17 protein-coding genes are annotated in these 19,651 nt (G+C 70.8%); 12 read left to right on the forward strand and 5 right to left on the reverse strand.

Going from position 1 to position 19,651, the window contains the following annotated elements:
- The first annotated feature begins 155 nt into the window (after nucleotides 1-155).
- From mihF to fxsT, 9 genes are all read left to right on the forward strand, one after another.
- Complete coding sequence (mihF, locus tag VGD70_RS16345) at nucleotides 156-473, forward strand: integration host factor, actinobacterial type (protein ID WP_133905065.1); 318 nt, start codon at nucleotides 156-158, stop codon at nucleotides 471-473.
- Between the two features lie 32 nt (nucleotides 474-505).
- Complete coding sequence (gmk, locus tag VGD70_RS16350; protein WP_414637980.1) at nucleotides 506-1,078, forward strand: guanylate kinase; 573 nt, start codon at nucleotides 506-508, stop codon at nucleotides 1,076-1,078.
- Nucleotides 1,075-1,365: a DNA-directed RNA polymerase subunit omega gene (gene rpoZ / locus VGD70_RS16355; RefSeq protein ID WP_075123567.1), complete on the forward strand. Its 291-nt coding sequence runs from the start codon at nucleotides 1,075-1,077 to the stop codon at nucleotides 1,363-1,365. Before gmk ends, rpoZ begins: the two co-directional genes overlap by 4 nt.
- A complete protein-coding gene (coaBC, locus tag VGD70_RS16360; protein WP_331082318.1) occupies nucleotides 1,362-2,591 on the forward strand; it encodes a bifunctional phosphopantothenoylcysteine decarboxylase/phosphopantothenate--cysteine ligase CoaBC in 1,230 nt (409 codons plus the stop codon). Before rpoZ ends, coaBC begins: the two co-directional genes overlap by 4 nt.
- Before the next feature lie 67 nt (nucleotides 2,592-2,658).
- Nucleotides 2,659-3,861 carry a methionine adenosyltransferase gene (metK, locus tag VGD70_RS16365; protein WP_331082319.1) on the forward strand — a complete coding sequence of 401 codons (1,203 nt, stop codon included), beginning with the start codon at nucleotides 2,659-2,661 and terminating at the stop codon, nucleotides 3,859-3,861.
- On the forward strand, nucleotides 3,861-4,238 hold the full coding sequence (locus VGD70_RS16370; protein WP_331082320.1) for a DUF5313 family protein: 378 nt from the start codon (nucleotides 3,861-3,863) through the stop codon (nucleotides 4,236-4,238). The genes metK and VGD70_RS16370 overlap by 1 nt, the downstream gene beginning before the upstream one ends.
- A gap of 126 nt (nucleotides 4,239-4,364) precedes the next feature.
- Nucleotides 4,365-6,158 (forward strand): hypothetical protein, encoded by a 1,794-nt coding sequence (locus tag VGD70_RS16375; RefSeq protein ID WP_331082321.1) that lies wholly within the window; start codon nucleotides 4,365-4,367, stop codon nucleotides 6,156-6,158.
- 10 nt (nucleotides 6,159-6,168) lie between these two features.
- Complete coding sequence (locus tag VGD70_RS16380; RefSeq protein WP_331082322.1) at nucleotides 6,169-7,296, forward strand: MoxR family ATPase; 1,128 nt, start codon at nucleotides 6,169-6,171, stop codon at nucleotides 7,294-7,296.
- A 66-nt stretch (nucleotides 7,297-7,362) separates the two neighbouring features.
- Nucleotides 7,363-11,775 carry an FxSxx-COOH system tetratricopeptide repeat protein gene (fxsT, locus tag VGD70_RS16385; protein ID WP_331082323.1) on the forward strand — a complete coding sequence of 1,471 codons (4,413 nt, stop codon included), beginning with the start codon at nucleotides 7,363-7,365 and terminating at the stop codon, nucleotides 11,773-11,775.
- 19 nt (nucleotides 11,776-11,794) lie between these two features.
- On the opposite strand, the gene VGD70_RS16390 is transcribed toward fxsT, so the two are convergent.
- From VGD70_RS16390 to VGD70_RS16400, 3 genes are all read right to left on the reverse strand, one after another.
- On the reverse strand, nucleotides 11,795-13,606 hold the full coding sequence (locus tag VGD70_RS16390) for an HEXXH motif domain-containing protein (RefSeq protein ID WP_331082324.1): 1,812 nt from the start codon (nucleotides 13,604-13,606) through the stop codon (nucleotides 11,795-11,797).
- A 19-nt stretch (nucleotides 13,607-13,625) separates the two neighbouring features.
- Complete coding sequence (locus VGD70_RS16395) at nucleotides 13,626-13,817, reverse strand: hypothetical protein (RefSeq protein WP_331082325.1); 192 nt, start codon at nucleotides 13,815-13,817, stop codon at nucleotides 13,626-13,628.
- A gap of 85 nt (nucleotides 13,818-13,902) precedes the next feature.
- Entirely contained in the window at nucleotides 13,903-14,601 is a 699-nt protein-coding gene (locus tag VGD70_RS16400) for a Crp/Fnr family transcriptional regulator (protein ID WP_331082326.1), read from the reverse strand.
- Between the two features lie 110 nt (nucleotides 14,602-14,711).
- Between VGD70_RS16400 and VGD70_RS16405 the strand changes: the two genes are divergently transcribed.
- A complete protein-coding gene (locus VGD70_RS16405; protein WP_331082327.1) occupies nucleotides 14,712-15,101 on the forward strand; it encodes a hypothetical protein in 390 nt (129 codons plus the stop codon).
- Here the strand turns inward: VGD70_RS16405 and VGD70_RS16410 are convergent.
- Nucleotides 15,091-15,936 carry a sigma-70 family RNA polymerase sigma factor gene (locus tag VGD70_RS16410; RefSeq protein ID WP_331082328.1) on the reverse strand — a complete coding sequence of 282 codons (846 nt, stop codon included), beginning with the start codon at nucleotides 15,934-15,936 and terminating at the stop codon, nucleotides 15,091-15,093. The genes VGD70_RS16405 and VGD70_RS16410 overlap by 11 nt on opposite strands.
- Before the next feature lie 89 nt (nucleotides 15,937-16,025).
- Between VGD70_RS16410 and VGD70_RS16415 the strand changes: the two genes are divergently transcribed.
- Together VGD70_RS16415 and VGD70_RS16420 are read left to right on the forward strand one after the other, a co-directional pair.
- Nucleotides 16,026-16,367, forward strand: coding sequence for a VOC family protein (locus VGD70_RS16415; protein WP_331082329.1), 342 nt, complete (start codon nucleotides 16,026-16,028; stop codon nucleotides 16,365-16,367).
- 189 nt (nucleotides 16,368-16,556) lie between these two features.
- Nucleotides 16,557-18,545, forward strand: coding sequence for a primosomal protein N' (locus VGD70_RS16420; RefSeq protein ID WP_331082330.1), 1,989 nt, complete (start codon nucleotides 16,557-16,559; stop codon nucleotides 18,543-18,545).
- On the opposite strand, the gene VGD70_RS16425 is transcribed toward VGD70_RS16420, so the two are convergent.
- The coding region (locus VGD70_RS16425) for a hypothetical protein (RefSeq protein ID WP_331082331.1) at nucleotides 18,542-19,651 on the reverse strand (1,110 nt) is incomplete at its 5' end. The two genes, VGD70_RS16420 and VGD70_RS16425, sit on opposite strands and share 4 nt — an antisense overlap.

Genomic DNA, 19,651 nt, shown 5'->3' on the forward strand with positions numbered 1-19,651 from the left:
CGCAGGTCCGGGGATTGGCCGCTACGCACAGTAGATCTATGCTCCGGTGAGCGCTACGTTGCGCACTAAGGTGGACCCGCGTTGTCGTGACCGCTCCGACCTCGGTAACGTCGCGACACCGATCCACAGACACACCCCACCCCCCGGAGGAAATCGTGGCCCTTCCCCAGCTGACCGAGGAGCAGCGGGCCGCAGCGCTGGAGAAGGCGGCTGCCGCCCGTCGCGCCCGAGCTGAGCTCAAGGAGCGCCTTAAGCGAGGTGGCACCACCCTCAAAGACGTGCTGGCCCAAGCTGACAAAGACGAGGTCCTGGGCAAGATGAAGGTCACCGCACTGCTCGAGGCCCTGCCGGGCGTCGGGAAGGTGCGTGCCCAGCAGATCATCGAGCGACTGGAGATCGCCCCCAGCCGCCGCCTGCGCGGCCTCGGTGACCGCCAGCGCAAGGCGTTGCTCGCCGAGTTCAGCGGCGAGTGAGTCAGTCACTACGCGACACCCGGAGGGGCCGGCTGGTGGTTTTGGCCGGCCCCTCCGGCGTCGGCAAGAGCAGCGTGGTGCGCGAGCTCCGCGAGTTGTACCCCGACCTGTGGTTCAGCGTCTCGGCAACGACACGCGAGCAGCGGCCGGGCGAGCAGGACGGCGTGGACTACCGGTTCGTCGGCCCCGCCGAGTTCGACCGCATGATCGCCCAGGGTGAGCTGCTGGAATGGGCCGACATCCATCGCGGCACGCATCGCTCCGGCACCCCGCGCAAGCCCATCGAGGAGCGCCTCGCCGCCGGACTCCCGGCGCTGGTCGAGGTCGACCTGCAGGGCGCCCGCGAGCTCCGCAGGACGATGCCCGAGGCCTTCCTCGTGTTCCTCTGCCCCCCGAGCTGGGAAGCGCTGGTCGAGCGTCTCGTCGGTCGCGGCACCGAGTCGCCGGAGGTCGTCGAGCGTCGGCTGCGCACCGCCAAGGAGGAGCTGGCCGCCCAGGACGAGTTCGACGCGGTGGTGGTGAACACCGACGTGAAGAGCGCCGCCACGGAGTTGCTAACCTTGGTACTTGACAAATCGTCTGACCAGCTGGAGAAACACGAGTGATCACTCCCACCGAGTTGGGCGCACTGGGTGACCCGACGAGCCCGCAGCTCGAAGGCATCACCAACCCCCCGATCGACGACCTGCTCGACAAGGTCAGCTCGAAGTACGCCCTGGTGATCTACGCGGCCAAGCGCGCCCGGCAGATCAACGACTACTACGCGCAGCTCGGCGAGGGCCTGCTCGAGTACGTCGGTCCGCTGGTCGAGCCTGGGCCGCGCGAGAAGCCGCTGTCGATCGCGCTCCGCGAGATCCACGCCGGCCTGCTCGAACACACCGAAGGCGAGTGACCGACGCCGATCGCCGTCCCCGCGTCGTCCTAGGCGTGGCGGGCGGGATCGCCGCCTACAAGGCGTGCGAGGTGCTCCGTCGGCTCACCGAGTCCGGACACGACGTCCGGGTCGTGCCGACGGAGGCTGCCTTGCGGTTCGTCGGTGCCGCCACCTTCGAGGCGCTCTCGGGCCACCCGGTGCACACCGAGGTGTTCGCCGACGTGCCGGAGGTGCCGCACGTGCGCATCGGCCAGTCGGCCGACCTCGTCCTCGTCGTGCCCGCCACGGCCGACCTGCTGGCCAAGGCGGCGCACGGCCTCGCCGACGACCTGCTCACGAACACCTTGCTCACCGCCCGGTGCCCGGTGCTGATGACGCCCGCGATGCACACCGAGATGTGGGAGCACCCGGCCACCAAGGACAACGTGGCCACGCTGCGCCGCCGCGGCGTCATCGTCACCGAGCCCGCCAGCGGCCGGCTCACCGGCGTCGACACCGGCAAGGGCCGGCTGGCCGACCCGGCCGAGATCGTCGACCTGGCCCGGCTGTTGCTACGCCGGCCGGACGCGCTGCCCCGGGATCTCGAGGGACTGCGGATCGTCGTTTCCGCGGGCGGCACCCGGGAGCCGCTCGACCCGGTCCGCTACCTCGGCAACCGCTCGTCCGGCAAGCAGGGCTACGCGCTGGCCCGCACCGCCGTGCAGCGCGGCGCGCACGTCACGCTGGTGTCCGCACACACCGTGGCGTTGTCCCAGCCCGCCGGCGCCGAACTGGTCGACGTCGGCACGGCCGAGGAGCTGCGTGACGCGATGCACGAGGCCGCCGTGGGCGCCGACGTCATCGTGATGGCCGCCGCGGTGGCCGACTTCCGGCCCACCGACCGCGCCGAGTACAAGATCAAGAAGACCGACCGCGACCCCGACCCGGTCGCGTTGACCCGCAACCCCGACGTGCTGGCCGAGCTCGTCAAGCGACGGACGCCGGGCCAGGTCATCGTGGGCTTCGCGGCCGAGACGGGGGACAGCGCCGGCGACGTGCTCGAACACGCGCGCGCCAAGCTGAAGCGCAAGGGCTGTGACCTGCTCGTGGTCAACGCCGTCGGCGAGGGCAAGGCCTTCGAGATGGAGGACAACGCGGGCTGGCTACTATCTGCCGACGGTGCGGAACGCGCTGTCGCGCTCGGTAGCAAGTCCCACATGGCGTCCGATATATGGGACGCGGTGGTGGGGCTCCTCGAGGCGTGATGGGTTCTCGAGTTCCATCAGTACGCTTATCTGCAACAACAAGGCGAGAATTGGGTAGGTATACGTCGTGACTGACTCCGCGAGCAGGCTGTTCACCAGCGAATCGGTGACCGAGGGGCACCCAGACAAGATCTGTGACGCGATCAGCGACTCGATCCTGGACGCACTGCTGTCCAAGGACCCGCGGTCGCGGGTAGCCGTGGAGACCATGGTCACCACCGGCCAGGTGCACGTCGCGGGTGAGGTGACCACCGAGGCCTACGCGGACATCCCCAACATCGTGCGCGACACGATCCTCAAGATCGGCTACGACTCGTCGGCCAAGGGCTTCGACGGCAACTCCTGCGGCGTCAACATCGCGATCGGCTCGCAGTCGCCCGACATCGCGCAAGGCGTGGACACCGCCTACGAGTCGCGGGTGGAGAACGAAGAGGACGAGATCGCCAAGCAGGGCGCCGGCGACCAGGGCCTGATGTTCGGCTACGCGTGCACCGACACGCCGGAGCTGATGCCGCTGCCGATCGCGCTCGCGCACCGGCTGGCGAAGCAGCTCACCGAGGTCCGCAAGAACGGCACGCTGCCCTACCTGCGCCCGGACGGCAAGACGCAGGTCACCATCGAGTACGCGGGCGACCAGGCGGTCCGCCTCGACACCGTGGTCGTGTCCTCGCAGCACGCCGAGGGTGTCGACCTGGAGAAGCTGCTCACCGTCGACGTGCTCGAGCAGGTCGTGAAGCCCGAGCTGGCCCAGCTCGACCTCGACACCGAGAACGTGCGCCTGCTGGTCAACCCGACCGGCCGCTTCGTCGTCGGCGGCCCCATGGGCGACGCCGGCCTCACCGGCCGCAAGATCATCGTCGACTCCTACGGCGGCATGGCCCGCCACGGTGGTGGCGCGTTCTCCGGCAAGGACCCGTCGAAGGTCGACCGCTCGGCCGCGTACGCCATGCGCTGGGTGGCGAAGAACGCGGTCGCCGCGGGCCTCGCGACGCGCATCGAGGTCCAGGTGGCCTACGCCATCGGCAAGGCGGCGCCGGTCGGCCTGTTCGTCGAGACCTTCGGCACCGAGACGGTCGACCCGATCAAGATCCAGCAGGCCATCGGCCAGGTCTTCGACCTCCGGCCGGCCGCGATCATCCGCGACCTCGACCTGCTGCGCCCGATCTACGCCCAGACCGCGGCGTACGGCCACTTCGGCCGGCCGGAGCTGGACCTGCCCTGGGAGCGCACGGACCGCGCCGACTCGCTGAAGGCCCTCGCCGGCGCCTGATGCGCCGACCGGACCCGGCTCACTGGCTGTGGTACGCGGTGGGCGGCACGCTGCCGGCCGCGTACCACGAGTGGGTCCTGTACGACCTCACCTGCGGCACGTGGGTCTTCCGCCACCTGGCCCGGGTCCAGGTCCTGTTCGCGCCCTGGTGGCTGGCCCTGCTGGTCCCCGGCCCCCTCTCCCTGCGGCTGTCGATGGTGGCCCTGGGCTACCTCCTGTCGCTCTACTTCTCCCTGAGCTTCATGGAAGACGCGTGCGAACGCCGCCTGGTGAAGCACGGGTTCCCGCCTGGCCTGAACCGGACGATCCGTGAAGAGTCCAGTGTGGACCAACGGGCCGAGCTGGCCGCCATCTACGCGGCGTACTACCGCCACTAGCTCGCGGCACGACGTTCACCGGCCGCGTCTCGCCCCTCCCTCCCGCTGGTCTTTGGATGTCCGATCATCAAGAATGTCGGATGGTCGTATTCTGAGACCAGCGTGACCCCTGGGGAGGGATGCCTCGTGGCGTACGGGTCGCCGACGTTCCATTGGACGATCGTCCTGGTCGATGTCGCCGACTTCACCAACCCCGGCAGAACCTCCACGCATCACGAAGCCGTGCGTCGGGGCATGTACGCCCTGCTGGAAGAAGCCTTTGTCGAAGCCGGCGTCAACTGGGCCGCTTGCACGCGGGACGATCGCGGCGACGGCGTCATGATCCTCGTGCCGGCGATGGTCTCCAAGAGTCTGCTCGCCGACCGGCTCCCAGGTCGGCTGATGGCCGGTTTGCGCCGGTACAACGCCATCCACGTCACCGAAGCAGCGGTTCAGCTGCGGGTGGTGTTTCATTTCGGCGAGATCAGCCGCAACTCGAACGGGGCGGCGGGGCCGGCATTGAACGACGCCTTTCGCCTTCTTGATGCGCCGACGGCGAAGGCGGAGCTGCGGCAGTCCGGCGGAATGCTCGCACTGATAGCCTCGATGGAGTTCTATCGCGACGTGATTTCGCAAGATCCCGGAGCCGACCCCAGCGATTATCATCGCATTCCGGTTAAGGTCAAGGGGTTTTCGAGTGAGGCGTGGTTACGTTTACCTGGTGCGGTCGCGTTGAACCAGCCTCCGGCGGCGCCTGTGATCGGGGCAGTGGCCGGGAGCGCCACCGACGGTCCCGTACTCGACCTGCTGTCGGAAGCGGAGCAGAAACATGTGCACGGTTGGCTCGCCGATATCGAGGTTCCGAACGTGTCGGAGCTCGCACGGCGCGCGGCCGGAGCGGGGATCCCCTTACCGCGACTTGCCGACCCTTGGCACGCGTTCACTCACCTCGCGGATTTCACCGTCGGCCCGGATGGGGTACCGCCCTGCCTGTTGTTCCTCCACGCGCTCGCGAAGCAGGTCGGGGGCGAGGTAGGCCATGGGATGACCGTCTGGGTTGATCGACAGGTGCGGCAGCTGCGGATCGGGGCCGCGTTCGAGGCTCGGTGCAGGGATCTGGCCCGGGTCGTCGAGTCGCGTCTGCACCTGCTGATCCTCATCGACCGCGACGCCATCGACCGAGATCGGTTCCTACTGTCGTTCTGGCGCCAGGAAAGCGCCGACGAATGGCCACCGGTGCGCGGACCGGTGCGTGAGGTCGCCCTGGACACCGTCGAGCGGGTCGTAGACGACATCGTGGTCGCGGCCGAACGCGCGTGGGCCGATCTGCGTGCCTCGGTGATACTCGAGTTCCTGTTGCCCCGCACGCTTCTGAACCTTCCGGTGCACCGTTGGCACAAGGAGCACGATTCGGGTGATCCTCGTCCGCTGTGCCTTGATTATCAGATTCTCATTCGGTCACTCGAACGTATGAAGGCGGTCCATTGGCACCGGGTATGGCGCGAGCGCTGGCACTCGATGTACGAAGATCCCTCCGTGGAGAGAATTCATTTCCCGCCAACGGAAAATCGCTCCACGCTCCGCGTCGATGCGGTCCTGAGCGATCCCCGCTGGGTCTCAATGGTGGCCGCGGCTCCGGCGGACGAACCGGAGGGGCCACGAGATGATCATGTGATGGCGGCGCTACGATCCGGTCTGCCTGTACTGCTGTGGCGTCCCGGTGTGGCCCCTGAAGAGCTTCGAGAAATTGTGAATTGGCTGGTCGAGGGCGGTGACTTGACGGATCTTCCGGAGCGGACGCAGGTATCTCGCCGGGCGGCTTTCGGGTCGTCAACACTGCCGATCGACACCGACGTAGCGCGTGATGTGGTGATACTGTGGGACGACCCGAGGCGTCTAATCGCACTCGATCAGCCGCTGAACGGTTCTCAGCCGCCGTAGGGGAATGCGGATGAGCGCGAACGAGTTCGACGAGGTTCCGCCCGAGGGGCGGACACCTCCCGCTGTCGCGCCCGATTGGTGGATCTACCGCGGTACGGGCCGCCCGCTCCACGACATTCACCTCGCCGATCTGCTGCCACCACCGCCGCCGTGGCGAAACTTTCGTGGCGGTCCGCTCCCCGAACGCGAGGCGCCACCCGACGACGACGGCGACGCCGAGCGACGGCTGGGCGCCGAGTTTCACCTGACCGAACGCGACGTGAATCCCGTCGAGGTCGACATGGTCAACGCGGCGTTGTATTTGCGGCGGCCGCTTCTCGTGACCGGGCGGCCGGGGACCGGTAAATCGGCACTCGCGTATCGCATTGCTCGGGAACTGCGGCTGGGGCGGGTGCTGCGTTGGGCCGTCACCAGCCATACCGGTCTGGAATCCGGGTTGTACCGGTATGACGCCATCGGCCGAGTGCAGGCGGCGGCGACCAGGCATGCGGCCGCGGCACGAAACGTGGACGGGTTCCCGTCGAACGGTTCGCCGGATGCCGGTGGTGAGCCACCGATCGGCGAGTTCATCCGGCTCGGCCCGCTCGGGACGGCGTTCCTGCCCGGCAGGTCACCGAGGGTGTTGCTGATCGACGAGCTCGACAAGAGCGAGGCCGACCTGCCCAACGACCTGCTGAGCATCTTCGAGGATGCCGAGTTCGCCATACCGGAGCTGGAGCGCGTTCGAGCCGGGTCGCCGGAAGTCACGGTGTACACCGACGATCCGCACGGCGAGGCCACCGTCGTGGACGGCCGGGTCGCCTGCCATGCGTTTCCGATGATCGTGATCACGAGCAACGGCGAGCGGGAGTTCCCGCCGGCGTTCCTGCGTCGGTGCTTGCGGCTGGAGATGCAGGATCCGGGTATCGAGCAGTTGGCCGCGATGGTGGCCAACCACATGCTCGACCAGGATGGCACGCATCGGGATCGGTTGATCCAGGAGTTCGTGGCCAGAAGCGCGGCGGGCGAAGGACTTCCGGTGGACCGCCTGCTGGAGGCGGTGTATCTCGCGACTTCGGGCGCGTATCGGGAGGACGACGATCTGGCATGGCCGCGCCTGGTCGACGCGCTGTGGCGCCGGCTGAGTTTGGCGCCTTGAGTGAGCCGGCCGGCCGACGTACCCGGGCAGGATCTCGTCCAGGCGGCGGGATCGTCGGACGCTGCCGTGCCGGAGGTACCGGCGGACCGGCTCGGGGTTGACGATCTCACCTGGTCCGAGGTGGCGGACGCGGTATGGCTGGCCTCGGCCACAGGCGCGTCGCCGCGGTCGGTGGCCGAGCAGGAGCCGCCCGCGGCGCCCCGTGCCGACGCCTCGGGAACCGAGCCGCCGCCGAACCGGACGCACGAGTCTGACGACGCGAACACCGCTCACTCGCACCCCGACGAGCCCGATGACCGGAACAGCGGCCACGCCGAGGCACCCGGGCACGCCGTTCCGCCGACCGCGCCGCCGCCGGCCGAGGCAGGAGAACCGGCCGAGGAGCCCGTGCTGCGGCTGGTCGCCGGCGAGCACCCGGGCGCCCCGGATGGCACGCTTCCCATACCGCACGGGCTGGACCTCATCCGGGCGCTCCGGCCACTCAAAAGACACGTGGCGTCCCCACGTAGCGATGACGTGGTCGTGGACGAGGTCGCGACAGCCGAGCGTGCGGCGCAGGACGGGTTGTGGTGGCCCGTCACGCGCCGCCGCAAGGAGCGATGGCTCGACCTGACCCTGGTGGTGGACTGCGGCTCGTCGATGGTGCTGTGGCGGTCAAGGATCGCGGCGTTCGTCGCGCTGGTCGAGCAACTCGGTGCGTTCCGCGCGGTTCAGGTGCGGCTGCTCGACACGGACAGGGCCGCCGACGGCGTGCCGCTCCCGCCGGTACTGCGGGGTGGCGCGGCCGATGCCCCACCCCGCCACCCGGCCGAGATCCTCGACCACTCCGGGCGGCGGGTCGTCCTGGTGCTGACCGACGGCGTAGGGGCGGCGTGGCGAACCGACCTCGTCGGCCCGGTGCTTCGTCAGTGGGGCAGCGTCATGCCGCTCTCGATCGTGCATCTGCTGCCGCAGTCGGCGTGGGGCAGCGGTGGAATGGCCGTCCACCGTGCCCGGCTGTCAACTCCCAACGACCTCAAACCGAACCGGCGGTGGACCGTCGAGCTTCCCGACGCGTGGTTGGAGCCCGATCCGGCGGCAGCGCTCCCGGACGGCGCCGTGCCGGTCCCGTTGTTGGAGCTGGGACCCCGATGGTTGCGGTGGTGGAGCCAGCTGATCACCGGTCGGCACCGCGAGGCGGTCGACGCCACGGTCCTGCTCGCCACGGACAAGCCGCGGCCGCGGGTGAGTGCGTTCGACGGCATCGGCGGGCAGAGCCCACGGACCCGGGTGAACACGTTCCGCAGCGTTGCCTCCCCAGAGGCGCAGCGGTTGGCCCAGCTGCTTGCGGCCGTCCCCGTGAGTGTGCCGGTGGCGCAACTTATCCAGCGGGAGTTCCTGCCGCAGGCGGGCGTGGAGGTGGTGGCCGAGCTCCTCGCCTCCGGACTGCTGCGATATGGTCCCGACGCGGATTCCGCGTCCACTTCGGACGCGCGCCAGTTCGACATTCCGGCGCAGGTCCGTGAATCTTTGCTGGAAGGCGCTCGACGCACGGAAACCGCGCGCGTCGTGCGGACGGCCGCCCACCATTTCGGCCGTCACATAGGCGCCCTGGAGAGACTTCGGGCCGCCATCGACGATCCGCACAACACGCCGGATCCCGAGCTGACGCCGGACACCGCGGCCGAAGTAGCACTGGAACGCACGGTCATGCGGGCCCTCAGCGGCCCGTACAGCTCTCGTGCCGACCGGCTGACGCAGTTGACCATGCAGCCCAAGGCGGGACCACCCGTCGTCGACCGTCCCGAGAGTGACACCACCATGCCCCCCAGGCTTGAGCGCCCTGACCTCTCCGCGACCGGCCTTGCCGCGTCGACGGAACAACCGCCGACCGCGAGCCGGATCGCGGCGGCGCAGCAGGACAATCCCCACGCGCTCGACGCCGTCACGACTCCGATGGCGCACCCGCCGGTCTTCACGTCGGGTGGGCTTCGCGAGCGGCAGCCCGACGAAGCGCCGCCGATCTGGGGAAACGTGCCTCAGCGGAACCTGAGCTTCACGGGTCGCTCGGAGCTGCTCGACCAGTTGAGCAAGCGCCTCACCGCCGGCGGCACCACCGCCGTACTACCGGCGGCGCTGCACGGGATGGGTGGTATCGGCAAGACGCAGATGGCCGTGGAATACATCTACCGGCATCTGCAGGACTACGAGGTGATCTGGTGGATCGAGGCGGCTCGCCCGACGCAGATCCGGGCCGCGCTCACCGACCTCGCCCGCCAGCTGCACCTACCCGGCGGCAACGATGCTTCGGTGGCGATACCCGCCGTGCGAGAGGCGTTGCGGACAGGCCACCCGTACCGGCGGTGGTTGTTGGTGTTCGACGCCGCGGAGAGCCCGGACAGCGTGCGCCCTTTCTTTCCCACCAATGGCCCTGGAGAAATTCTCATCACCTCACGCAACCCCGACTGGGCCGGTGTGGCCCGGCCGCTCGAGATCGCCCTGTTCAAGCGGGAGGAAAGCAGGGAACTGCTGCGCAGCCGCGGCCCGGAGATCGGGGACTCGGCCGCCGACCAGGTGGCCGAGCGGCTGGGAGACCTGCCCCTCGCGATCGCGCAGGCCGCCGCCTGGCTGGCCGAGACCGGAATGCCGGCCCAGGAATACCTGCGGCTGTTCGACGAGAAGGTTCACGAGATCCTGGAGGCATCGGCGCCGCCCGATGACGAGGTGTCCGTGACGGCGGCCTGGAACGTGTCCTTCGATGAGCTGCGTACCCGCAACCCCGCCGCGCACCAGATTCTGCAGATCTGTGCGTTCTTCTCGCCCGAACCGATCTCCCGGGAGACGTTCACCGGGGTCCGTGGTGTCTCGATCCTGCCCGAGATCGATGTGGCACTACGCGATCCGATTCAGCTCGCCCGGGCCATCCGGGACATCAACCGGTACAGCCTCGCGAAGATCGACCACGGCAACAACACGCTGCAACTGCACCGGCTCGTGCAGCTGGTGCTGCGCACCCGGCTGATGCCCAAGCAGCTGCAGGTCCAGATGCAACACGGCGCGCACCAGCTGCTCGCCACCATGGACCCGAACGACCCGGACTCGGGGCGGTACTGGCGCCTGTACCGGGAGCTGCTGCCGCACGCGTACGCGGCGGACGTCGTCGACTGCGATGACGCCTGGGTACGCCAGCTCGTGGTCAACCTCATGCGGTTCCTGGCGCAGTGGGGTGACTTCGAGGAGGCGGCCGCACTCGGGCGGCAAGCCCTCGAGCGCTGGACGGAAGCACTCGGCGAGAGCCATCCACAAACCCTCGAGGTGGCGGGGCGGCTGGGTCTGTTCCTGTGGGCGCGCGGCCGGTTCCAGGAGGCGTCGGAGCTCAACCAGCGCACGCTCCAGCTGCGGCTTCAGGTGTCGGGGGAGAACAGCGAGGAGACCCTCGGCGTACAGACCAACGTGGTGATCGACTACAGGTCCCAGGGCGCCTTCGCCGAGGCGCGCAAGCTCAGCGAGGAGATCCTGCGGAAGTCGCGAAAGCTCTTCGGTGAGGACGATCCGGTGACGCTGTCAGCCGCGTACCAGCACGGCCTGAGCCTCCGGCTCTCCGGTGAGTACAGCGCGGCCGCCGACGTGGACGAGGACGCCTTCCGCCGGTCGGTCGAGGTGTTCGGCCCCGATCACCCCAGGGCCTACATCGCCAACACGGGCCGCATCATCGACCGGCGCGAGGCGGGTGCCTACAGCTGGGCCAGGATCGAGCAGGAGAAGCTCACTGGCATGTGGTGGGAGCGCTTCGGCGAGGACCGCGCCGACTGCTGGATCTCGCTGTTCCAGCTGGCGGTGGCGCGGCGCAAGGACGGCGACCACGCCGGTGCGGTGGAACTGTCGAAGCGAGCGCTGGACTACTTCAGCTCCCATTCCGGGGACGACGACACCACCACCATGGTGTGCTTGCTGGCCTACTCGATCGACCTGCGGCACCAGGGCAACCTGGCCGAGGCACGCAAGCAGGGTGAGGAGGTGTTCGAGCGGTACCGCCGGGTGCTGGGCGAGGAGCATCCGCACACGATCGCGACGACGGTCGACCTGGCGGTGACACTGCGCCTGCTCGGCGACGCGGCCGGCGCGCGCGAGCTGGACGAGCGCGCGCTCGAGCAGTTCCGGACGCTCGTGGGTGCCGACAACCCGTTCGCCATCGTCGCCGCCATCAACCTGGCGAGCGACCACGCAGCCCTCGGCGACGTGCAGGCCGCGCTGGCGTTGAACGCGGAGGCGGTGGAACGCGCGCGCCGGGTGTTCGGTGACGAGCACCCCACCACGCTCGCGGTCACCCTGAACCACAGCCGCGATCTACGGGCCGTCGGGCGCGGCGACGAGGCGGAGGCGCTCTACAGCGGCTTGGTGGCGCGGTACCGCAAGACGTTCGGCGAGGCGCATCCGGCGACCGCGGCGGCCGCCAGCGGGGCCAGGGCCGACTGTGACATCGACCCGATCCAGCTCTGATCGCGCCGGCGTACCGAGGTCAGTGCGCCACCGTGCCGATCCAGGCGGCCAGGTCCTCCGGGGACGGCAGCCGGTGCGGTTGTGCCCTGAGCTCGCGGTGCACGGCGCGGACCAGCTCCGGGTGGCCGAGCAAGGCCCGCGCGGCGGGATCGATGCCGCGTGCCGCCAAGGCGAGGCCGAGCCCGACGAGGGCGGTAGGCCGGTCCGGGTTCGCGGCGAGCTCCCCGCGGTAACCGGCGGCGGCCGCGGCGTGTTCGCCGGCCGCGTAGGCGAGGTCCGCATCAGTGGCGTCCGGCACCGCCGTCCGGGCCTCGGTACGTGAGGTCGGGTCGAGCCCGAGCCGGATGAGGTCGGTCCGCGCGTGCGACCACTCACCGTCCGGCACCGGCGTGGGAGCCGGATCCGGCGCGGCGTCGACGGCAGGCGGCCGGGACCGCCCGGCCAGCCAGGCCTCGGTCGTCCTGGCGACCAGGTCGGGCCGCGGTCGCAGATGGCGGAGTCGCCATCCGGCGTGATGGTCCGCGGCCAGAGCGCCGGCCGTCTCGGCCATCGACGTGGGGACCGCCTCCGCCCTCCACGGCTCGAGGCGGGCGGCGACCCCGTCGACGAACCGGTGTCCCGCCTCGGTCAGGCTGGTGTCGCCGCGAATCGCGGTGAGCGCACGCCATGTCTGGGCCCGCCAGTACGCGAACTCCAGTGCGGCCCGGCCGCTGTCGGGTCCGTCCGCCCGGAACAGCGCGCGCCAGAACTCGGTGACCCCGAAGAACGCGTAGACACCTTGCAGCACCCGGTCCAGCGGGCGCGGGTCGTCGCGCCACGGGACGTAGAAGCGCGCCCGCGGGTCGTCGTCGTGCAACCGGGTCAGATGCAGGATCCCGCCGAGCACGATGTGCCGGAACTCGTGGACGAGGGTCGCGGCCAGTGACGCCGCGTCCAGCTGGCGCGCGATGATCGCGCTGCCGAATGCCTCGCCGGTCGAGGCGCTCGCGTTGCCGAAGGTGACCACGGGCCGGGGCACGATCGAGTCGAGCCCGACGGGCATGGTGTCGGCCAGGGCTGGAACGTGATCGACGATCAGTTGCCACGCCTCGTCGATCAGCACCTGCCAGGCGGCGAGTTCGGTCGGGCCGAGCCGCTGCGGTGGCACCGGTTCGTAGAGGCCGCGATAGGGATCCAGATCGTCGAGTCGCACCGACAGGTGGTGCGGGCCCGCCTGAGCCGTGATCCGCCGGATGTGCCACCACTGATCCGTTGCCGAGTCGAGTGTTGCGGGCAGCCGCACGCTACCGGCGTCGTTGCCCAGGTCGACCTGGCCGGGACTGCCGCGGATCTTCGCGACGGACCACTCACCCTCGGCCGGCAGCCGAACGGTGCCGAGCGACGGCAGCGCCGCCATCCCCTTCCACAGCGGGACATCGGCCCGGAAGTTGAGCCGCGCGTGGACGGCGGCCGCAGCGGCGAGGGCGTGGAAGTGTCCGATGTGGACCCAAAGCGGCCAGGTGCCGGTGATCTCGTTGCGGAGCAACCGGATCGTGTACCCCGCCCAGCTCCCGGTGTACGGGTGGGCGAGGATCAGGTCGAACGCGGCCGGTGACCTGGCTTCGACGCGGGCCAGGAGGTCCCACGCCTCCTCGGGGGAGGGCAGCGGACCGAAGAGGTCCGGTGTCTTCGTGACCTCATCCAGCAGGGCACGCAGCAACAGCAGGCGTCTGCTGCGTTCCGCACGGCGGAGCCGTCGCACTGCCGACGGCCTGCCCTTTCCGCGGGCGAGCGCGTCGAAGTCGGCCCACGACAGCCGGTGGAATACCGGACTATCACTCGGGATGGCCATTTCCTCGGCGGGACCAGTGTCAGTCGACTCTCTCGCCCCCACCGTTATTGCCGCTGCGCGAGAGGATCCGTACCTGGCTGGTTCGGTCCACCACGTGCTGTACGGCCTGGTGGAGCGAGGAACTGTCCAGCGTGCGTAACTCGCGGAACGGGATGGTGCCGAGGTCGATCAATTCCGATTCGATGCCATGGTCGGTTTCGGCCGAATTCATGTGTCGAGTTCCCCTCCACCCGCAGGTTGGCTCGAGCAGGATTCTTCAATGATGGCTTACCAAGCGTGGATCCGGAAGGGTTGATCTACGGGTCGTCGGATGTCGTGGTGCCGGCGGCCAGGTCGCGGAGGAGGTCCGGGCGCAGGATCGTGATGCGGTGGCGGGCGGTGTGGACCACTCCGTGTTTCTTCAGCTCGTCCAGGCCCCGGATGAGCGTGCTGCGGGACACCCGGGCATAGCTGGCCAAGTCTTCCTGGGTCACGTTCAGGGGCAGCGACGTCGCCGCCGCCCAGTCGGGGTCGTACTGCAGGGCCAGTTCGAGCAGGACCGCCGCCAGGCGTTGGCTGAAGTCCGGGCCGCCGGACTCGAGTCGCAGCCGATCCGACTGTTGCAGGCGGATCGCGGCCGTTCGGAGTAGTTCCTCGGAGATCCTGGGGCGCCTGCGGAGTACGGCCATCAGCCGGTCGCGGGGGATGACGAGTGCCTGAACCTCGTCCATCGCCTGGATTGTCGCGGTTCGGGGGAGACCGCTGATGGGCGCCAGCTCGCCCACGATCTCGGCCGGCCCGCGGGCCGCGAGGGGGGCGTCGTCGCCTCGGTAGTTGGTGGCGGTGATCTTCACCCAGCCGCGGAGGATGACGAACATGCTGCTGGGCGGGCTCCCTTGCAGGGCAAGGATCTCACCAGGGCTCCACACCCGGACATACCCGGACTCGGTGAGCGCGGTCCGCTCCGCCGCGGTGAGCCGGTGCCACGCTCTGCGTTTGCCGCTGTGGCCATCCAACGGGCCCCCAACCCGAGGTGACGTGGAAGTTCCAAATGACACATTACCCGCTCTCCGCAGGGCCGAGCATGGTTGATGCAGACGAAATACAGAGGGTGGAGGAAATGACGATGGCCACTCGCTCGACATTGAACCCGACGGCCGTTGCGGCGGACTGGTATGCGAAGCCCTTCTCCGCGGCCCCGGCCGCCATCCCGCCGCACCCACCGCTCGTGTCCGGCGGCTGGTACCACGGATCACCGGCCGAGCCCACCGGCCCCGGCCGTTACCCGATCGAGCAACCCCGCCACAAGTCCGTCGGGCTCGCGTTCGTGCTCAGCGTGCTCTTCGGGCCCGTCGGGCTGGTCTACGTCTCCGCCAACGTCGGGCTCGTCGCGACCGCGCTCACGGCCGTCGTCCTGCTGGTGGCGGGCATGGGATTCCTGCCACTGCTGCTGATCTGGCCGCTCGCGGTGGCCGCGGCCGTGTGGGGCGCGGGGCACGTGGTCGTCAGCGGCTGATCTCCAGCCCGGCCAGCAACTCGGGATCGGAGAGCATCTCGATCGCGACGATGTGGCCGCCGGCGATCGTGAACGCGAACACGACGCGCGGGGTCCCGCCGACCGACCACACGGCCCCGGGCTCGCCGTCGATCAGAGCAGGGCGCGCGGCCCGGGCCCGGCCGGAGAAGGTCTCCGCAACGGATTCGGCGCCCCGGACCTCGGCCGTCGCGCCCGTCCGCACCGTGGCCTCGTCGGCACGGAGCACGATGTCCGGATCGAGCAGGGCAAGCAGCCCGGCGAAGTCCCCGTCGCGCGATGCCGCGAGGAACGCCTCGACCACCTCGCGCTGACGGGAGACGTCGGGCGCCGCGTCCGCGCCCTGCACCCGCCGCCGCGCCCGGCTCGCGAGCTGACGCGCGGCGGCGGGGGTCCGGTCCACGATCGGCGCGATCTGGTCGAACGGCACCGCGAACAGGTCGTGCAGCACGAACGCGAGCCGCTCGGCCGGCGCCAGCGTGTCCAGCACCACGAGGAGGGCCAGGCCGACCGAGTCGGCGAGGACCGCCTCGTGCTCCGGGCTCGCGGCCGCCTCCTGCTCGGCCACCAGCTCGAGGGGCGTCTCCCGGCGGGACCTGCGCGACTGGAGCATGGTGAGGCACACCCGCCCGACGACGGTGGTGAGCCAGCCACCGAGGTTCTCCACCTCGCTCGTGTCCGCGCGGCTGACCCGCAGCCACGCCTCCTGCAGGGCGTCGTCGGCCTCGGCGTAGGAGCCGAGCATCCGGTGGGCCACGGCCCGCAGATGCGTGCGATGCGCCTCGAACTGCGAGGTCAGCGAGTTTTCCTCGACCATCGGTCACACTTTCTCGTCGCGTTGTGTCAAGTAGCTGACCGACGGGACACCGTCGATGTGACGGGGAACGACCGAGTACGGAGGACGACATGACGGACGGCTTCAAGACGATCATCTTCCCGGTGAGCGATCTGGACAAGGCGAAGGCGGTGTTCAACGCGCTGCTGGGCACGGCACCGGAGGTGGAGGCGCCCTACTACGTCGGCTACAAGGTGGCCGGCCAGGACATCGGGCTCAACCCCAACGGCCACGCCACGGGCATGACCGGCCCCGTCACCTTCCACCACGTCGCCGACATCAAGGCCACCCACCAGGCGCTGCTCGACGCGGGCGCCACGGCCAACGACGACATCAAGGAGGTCGGCGGCGGCCGGCTCGTCGGGTCGGTGAAGGACGCCGACGGCAACGTCATCGGCCTGCTCCAGGACTGACCACGACCGGCAAGGTCGGCGTCGGCGGGACGCGGGACGTCGTGCTGATCGAGGGCACGGTCGAGGTGATCGCCCCGGATGCCCCGGTGGCCGACGCGTTCGCCCACCGCACCGGGCGCCTCCTCATGCGCGACCGGACTTGGCTGGTCTGACGCGGCATCCGGCGGCGCCCCGTGATAGACACCGCGCATGACCGCGCGCAAGGGGGAGCAGCGGCCGGCGGCCACGCTCCCGGTCGCCCGGGTGCTGGTCGACGTCCCGCTCGCGCACCTGGACCGGCCGTTCGACTACCTGGTGCCCGAGCAGCTCGACGAGGTCGCGGTGCCGGGCTGCCGGGTGCGCGTCCGGTTCGCGGGCCAGCAGGTCGACGGCTTCCTCGCCGAGCGCGTGGCGGAGTCGGAGTTCACCGGCAGGCTCGGCTTCCTCACCAAGGTCGTGTCCGCCGAGCCGGTGCTCGCCCCCGAGATCGCCGCGCTCGCGCGAGCCGTGGCCGACCGCTACGCCGGCATGATGATCGACGTGCTGCGGCTGGCCATCCCGCCGCGGCACGCCAAGGTCGAGGCCGAGCCGCCGCCGGAGCCGGCGCCGCTGCCGCGGGCGCCGGAGACCGACGGCTGGCGGCGCTACCCGCGCGGGCCGGCGTTCCTCGACGCCGTGCGGGCCGGGCGGCAGGCGCACGCGGTGTGGCAGGCGCTGCCGGGGGAGGACTGGCCGGTGCGGCTCGCCGAGCTGGCGATCACCGCGGCGGCAGGCGACCGGGGCGCGGTGCTGGTGGTGCCGGACTACCGGGACGTGGCCCGGCTGCACGCCGCCTGCGTCGCGCTCGCCGGTGACGACGCGGTCGTGGCGCTGTCGGCCGACGCCGGGCCGGCCAAGCGGTACCGGCGGTGGCTGTCGGTGCTGCGCGGCGGCGCGCGGATCGTCGTCGGCACCCGGGCGAGCGTGTTCGCCCCGGTGCACCGGCCAGGCCTGTTCGTGGTCTGGGACGACGGCGACGACCTGCACGCCGACCCGCACGCGCCCTACCCGCACGTGCGCGACGTCCTCATCCAGCGGGCGCACGCGGTCGGCGCGTCGGTCGTGGTGGCCGGGTTCGCGCGTACCGCCGAGGCGCAGCTGCTGGTCGACTCGGGGTGGGCGCCGGAGATCGTCGCCTCGCGCGAGGAGCTGCGCGCGGCCTCGCCGCGGATCGTCTCCCTCGGCGAGACCGACCTGCAGCTGGCCCGGGACCCGGCGGCACGCGCGGCCCGGATCCCCTCGGTGGCGTTCGAGGCCGCGCGGGCCGCGCTCGCCGACGGGCGGCCGGTGCTCGTGCAGGTGCCGCGCGGTGGGTACGTGCCGGCGCTCGCGTGCCAGCAGTGCCGCACGCCCGCCCGGTGCCGGCGCTGCGCCGGGCCGCTGGGCCTGCCGCCGGGCCGGCCCGGCGCGGACGCGGGCGTGCCGACCTGCCGGTGGTGCGGCGCGCCGGACACGGCGTTCAAGTGCGGGACGTGCGGGTCGCGGCGGCTGCGGGCCATCGTCGTCGGCGCCAAGCGGACGGCCGAGGAACTGGGGCGCGCGTTCGCCGACGTGCCCGTGCTCGGCTCCGGGGCGAGCGAGGTGCTGTCGACGGTGGAGGCGCGGCCGGCGCTGGTGGTGGCGACGCCGGGCGCGGAACCGGTCGCCGACGGCGGCTACGGGGCGGCGCTGCTGCTGGACGGCTGGGCGCTGCTCGGCCGGGCCGACCTGCGGGCGTCGGAGGAGGCGCTGCGCCGGTGGATGCTGGCCGCGGCGCTGGTCCGGCCCGGGCGCGACGGTGGGCGCGTGGTGGTGCTGGCCGAGTCGTCGCTGACCCCGGTGCAGGCGCTGGTCCGGTGGGACCCGGTGTGGCACGCGCGCCAGGAGCTGGGTGCGCGCGAGGAGCTCGGTTTCCCGCCCGCGGTGCGGATGGCGTCGGTCGACGGGCCGGCCAAGGCGCTGGCCACGTTCCTGGAGGAGCTCGAACTCCCTGCGTCCGGGGAGATCCTGGGTCCGGTGCCGCTCGGGCAGGAGGGGGAGAAGGAGCGCGCCCTGGTGCGGGCGTCGCGGGCGGAGGGCAGGGCGCTGGCCGCGGCGCTGTCGACGGCCCAGCACATGCGGACCGCCCGGAAGGAGCCGGACCCGATCCGGGTCCGGCTCGATCCGCTGGAGTTGGTCTAGCTGACCGGTCCCTCGTAGACGACCTTGCCCCGCGCGTCCCTGGCCACGGCGTGGACCAGCTTCATGCCGTCGACCGGCTGCCCCGAGTCGTGGATCGACCTCGGCGGGAGCAGCGCGGCGAACGAGCCGTTCGCGACATCGGCGTCGATCTTCGTGCCGCCGTCGAACTCCAGGCGCAGCGAGGTCGCCTGCTCGGGCAGCACGCCCAGCACCAGCGGCCGGTCGTCGTCGCTCGAGTTGAGGGTCAGCTGGGCGTGGACGCGGGAGACGGGGTCGACCGCCCTCGGCGTGTCGACGGGCTCGAAGGTGTAGTCGTCGTGCGACCGGTCGGACGTCGCGTTGTGGTAGCACACGCCGAACTTGTCGGCGTTGCGTGCCACCATCGCCGTGCTGAGGTCCGTGGCCACCGACGCGCCCGGCTGCCACAGGTGCGCGTCCGGCGCCGCGGGGTCGGCCTTGCCCAGGCACGTGCTCAGGAACTCGACGTCCTGCGGCGGGGCGTCGGCGGGCCGGTCGACGACCGACACCGGGGGCGGCGGCGCGGTCGGCAGCATCGCCGCGGTGTCGAGCCGGGCCGGATCGTCGTCGATCTGGTCGTAGACCCGCGTCCGCACCGCGCGGTCGGACCACCCGGCCACGACGAAGAGCCCGTCCTTGGCCGTCGCGGTCGTCATCGTGTCCGACCCGCTCTGGTCGTGGATCTCCACGCCCACCCGCGTCCACGACGGGTCGGCGACCCCGCCGAGGCCCCCGATGTTCGTCGCCAGCAGCGACCCGGTCCCGGTGCCGGGCGCGAGCGCCGGTTCCGCGTTCGGGTCGCTGACCACCACCGTGCGGGCCATCGTCTGGCAGAACACCGGCTTGCCCGCCGCGCGGAACGCGGTGACCCGCGACGTGTCGGAGTCGGTCGAGACCACTTCGTGCCACTGCGCCCGGTCGGGGTACCGGTTCGCCTTTCCGGCCGAGACGACGGCCGCCCAGCAGCGGTCCAGCTCGGACCCGCCCGGCGCCGCCGTGGTGGAGGTCGGGGCGCCCGGGGTGAACCCGTCCGGGCTGCCGGCCACGGACTGGGCGACGATCACGGCGCCGGCGGCCAGCACGGCCAC

The organism is Actinophytocola sp., assembly GCF_036402745.1.
Lineage (GTDB): Bacteria > Actinomycetota > Actinomycetes > Mycobacteriales > Pseudonocardiaceae > Actinophytocola.

Excerpts from the sequence above, each read along its gene's own strand:
- VGD70_RS16370 (WP_331082320.1), top strand. The coding sequence starts at position 3,861 with ATGCGCCGACCGGACCCGGCTCACTGGCTGTGGTACGCGGTGGGCGGC.
- VGD70_RS16380 (WP_331082322.1), top strand. The coding sequence starts at position 6,169 with ATGAGCGCGAACGAGTTCGACGAGGTTCCGCCCGAGGGGCGGACACCT.
- VGD70_RS16390 (WP_331082324.1), bottom strand. The coding sequence starts at position 13,606 with ATGGCCATCCCGAGTGATAGTCCGGTATTCCACCGGCTGTCGTGGGCC.
- VGD70_RS16395 (WP_331082325.1), bottom strand. The coding sequence starts at position 13,817 with ATGAATTCGGCCGAAACCGACCATGGCATCGAATCGGAATTGATCGAC.
- VGD70_RS16405 (WP_331082327.1), top strand. The coding sequence starts at position 14,712 with ATGGCCACTCGCTCGACATTGAACCCGACGGCCGTTGCGGCGGACTGG.
- VGD70_RS16410 (WP_331082328.1), bottom strand. The coding sequence starts at position 15,936 with ATGGTCGAGGAAAACTCGCTGACCTCGCAGTTCGAGGCGCATCGCACG.
- VGD70_RS16415 (WP_331082329.1), top strand. The coding sequence starts at position 16,026 with ATGACGGACGGCTTCAAGACGATCATCTTCCCGGTGAGCGATCTGGAC.
- VGD70_RS16420 (WP_331082330.1), top strand. The coding sequence starts at position 16,557 with ATGACCGCGCGCAAGGGGGAGCAGCGGCCGGCGGCCACGCTCCCGGTC.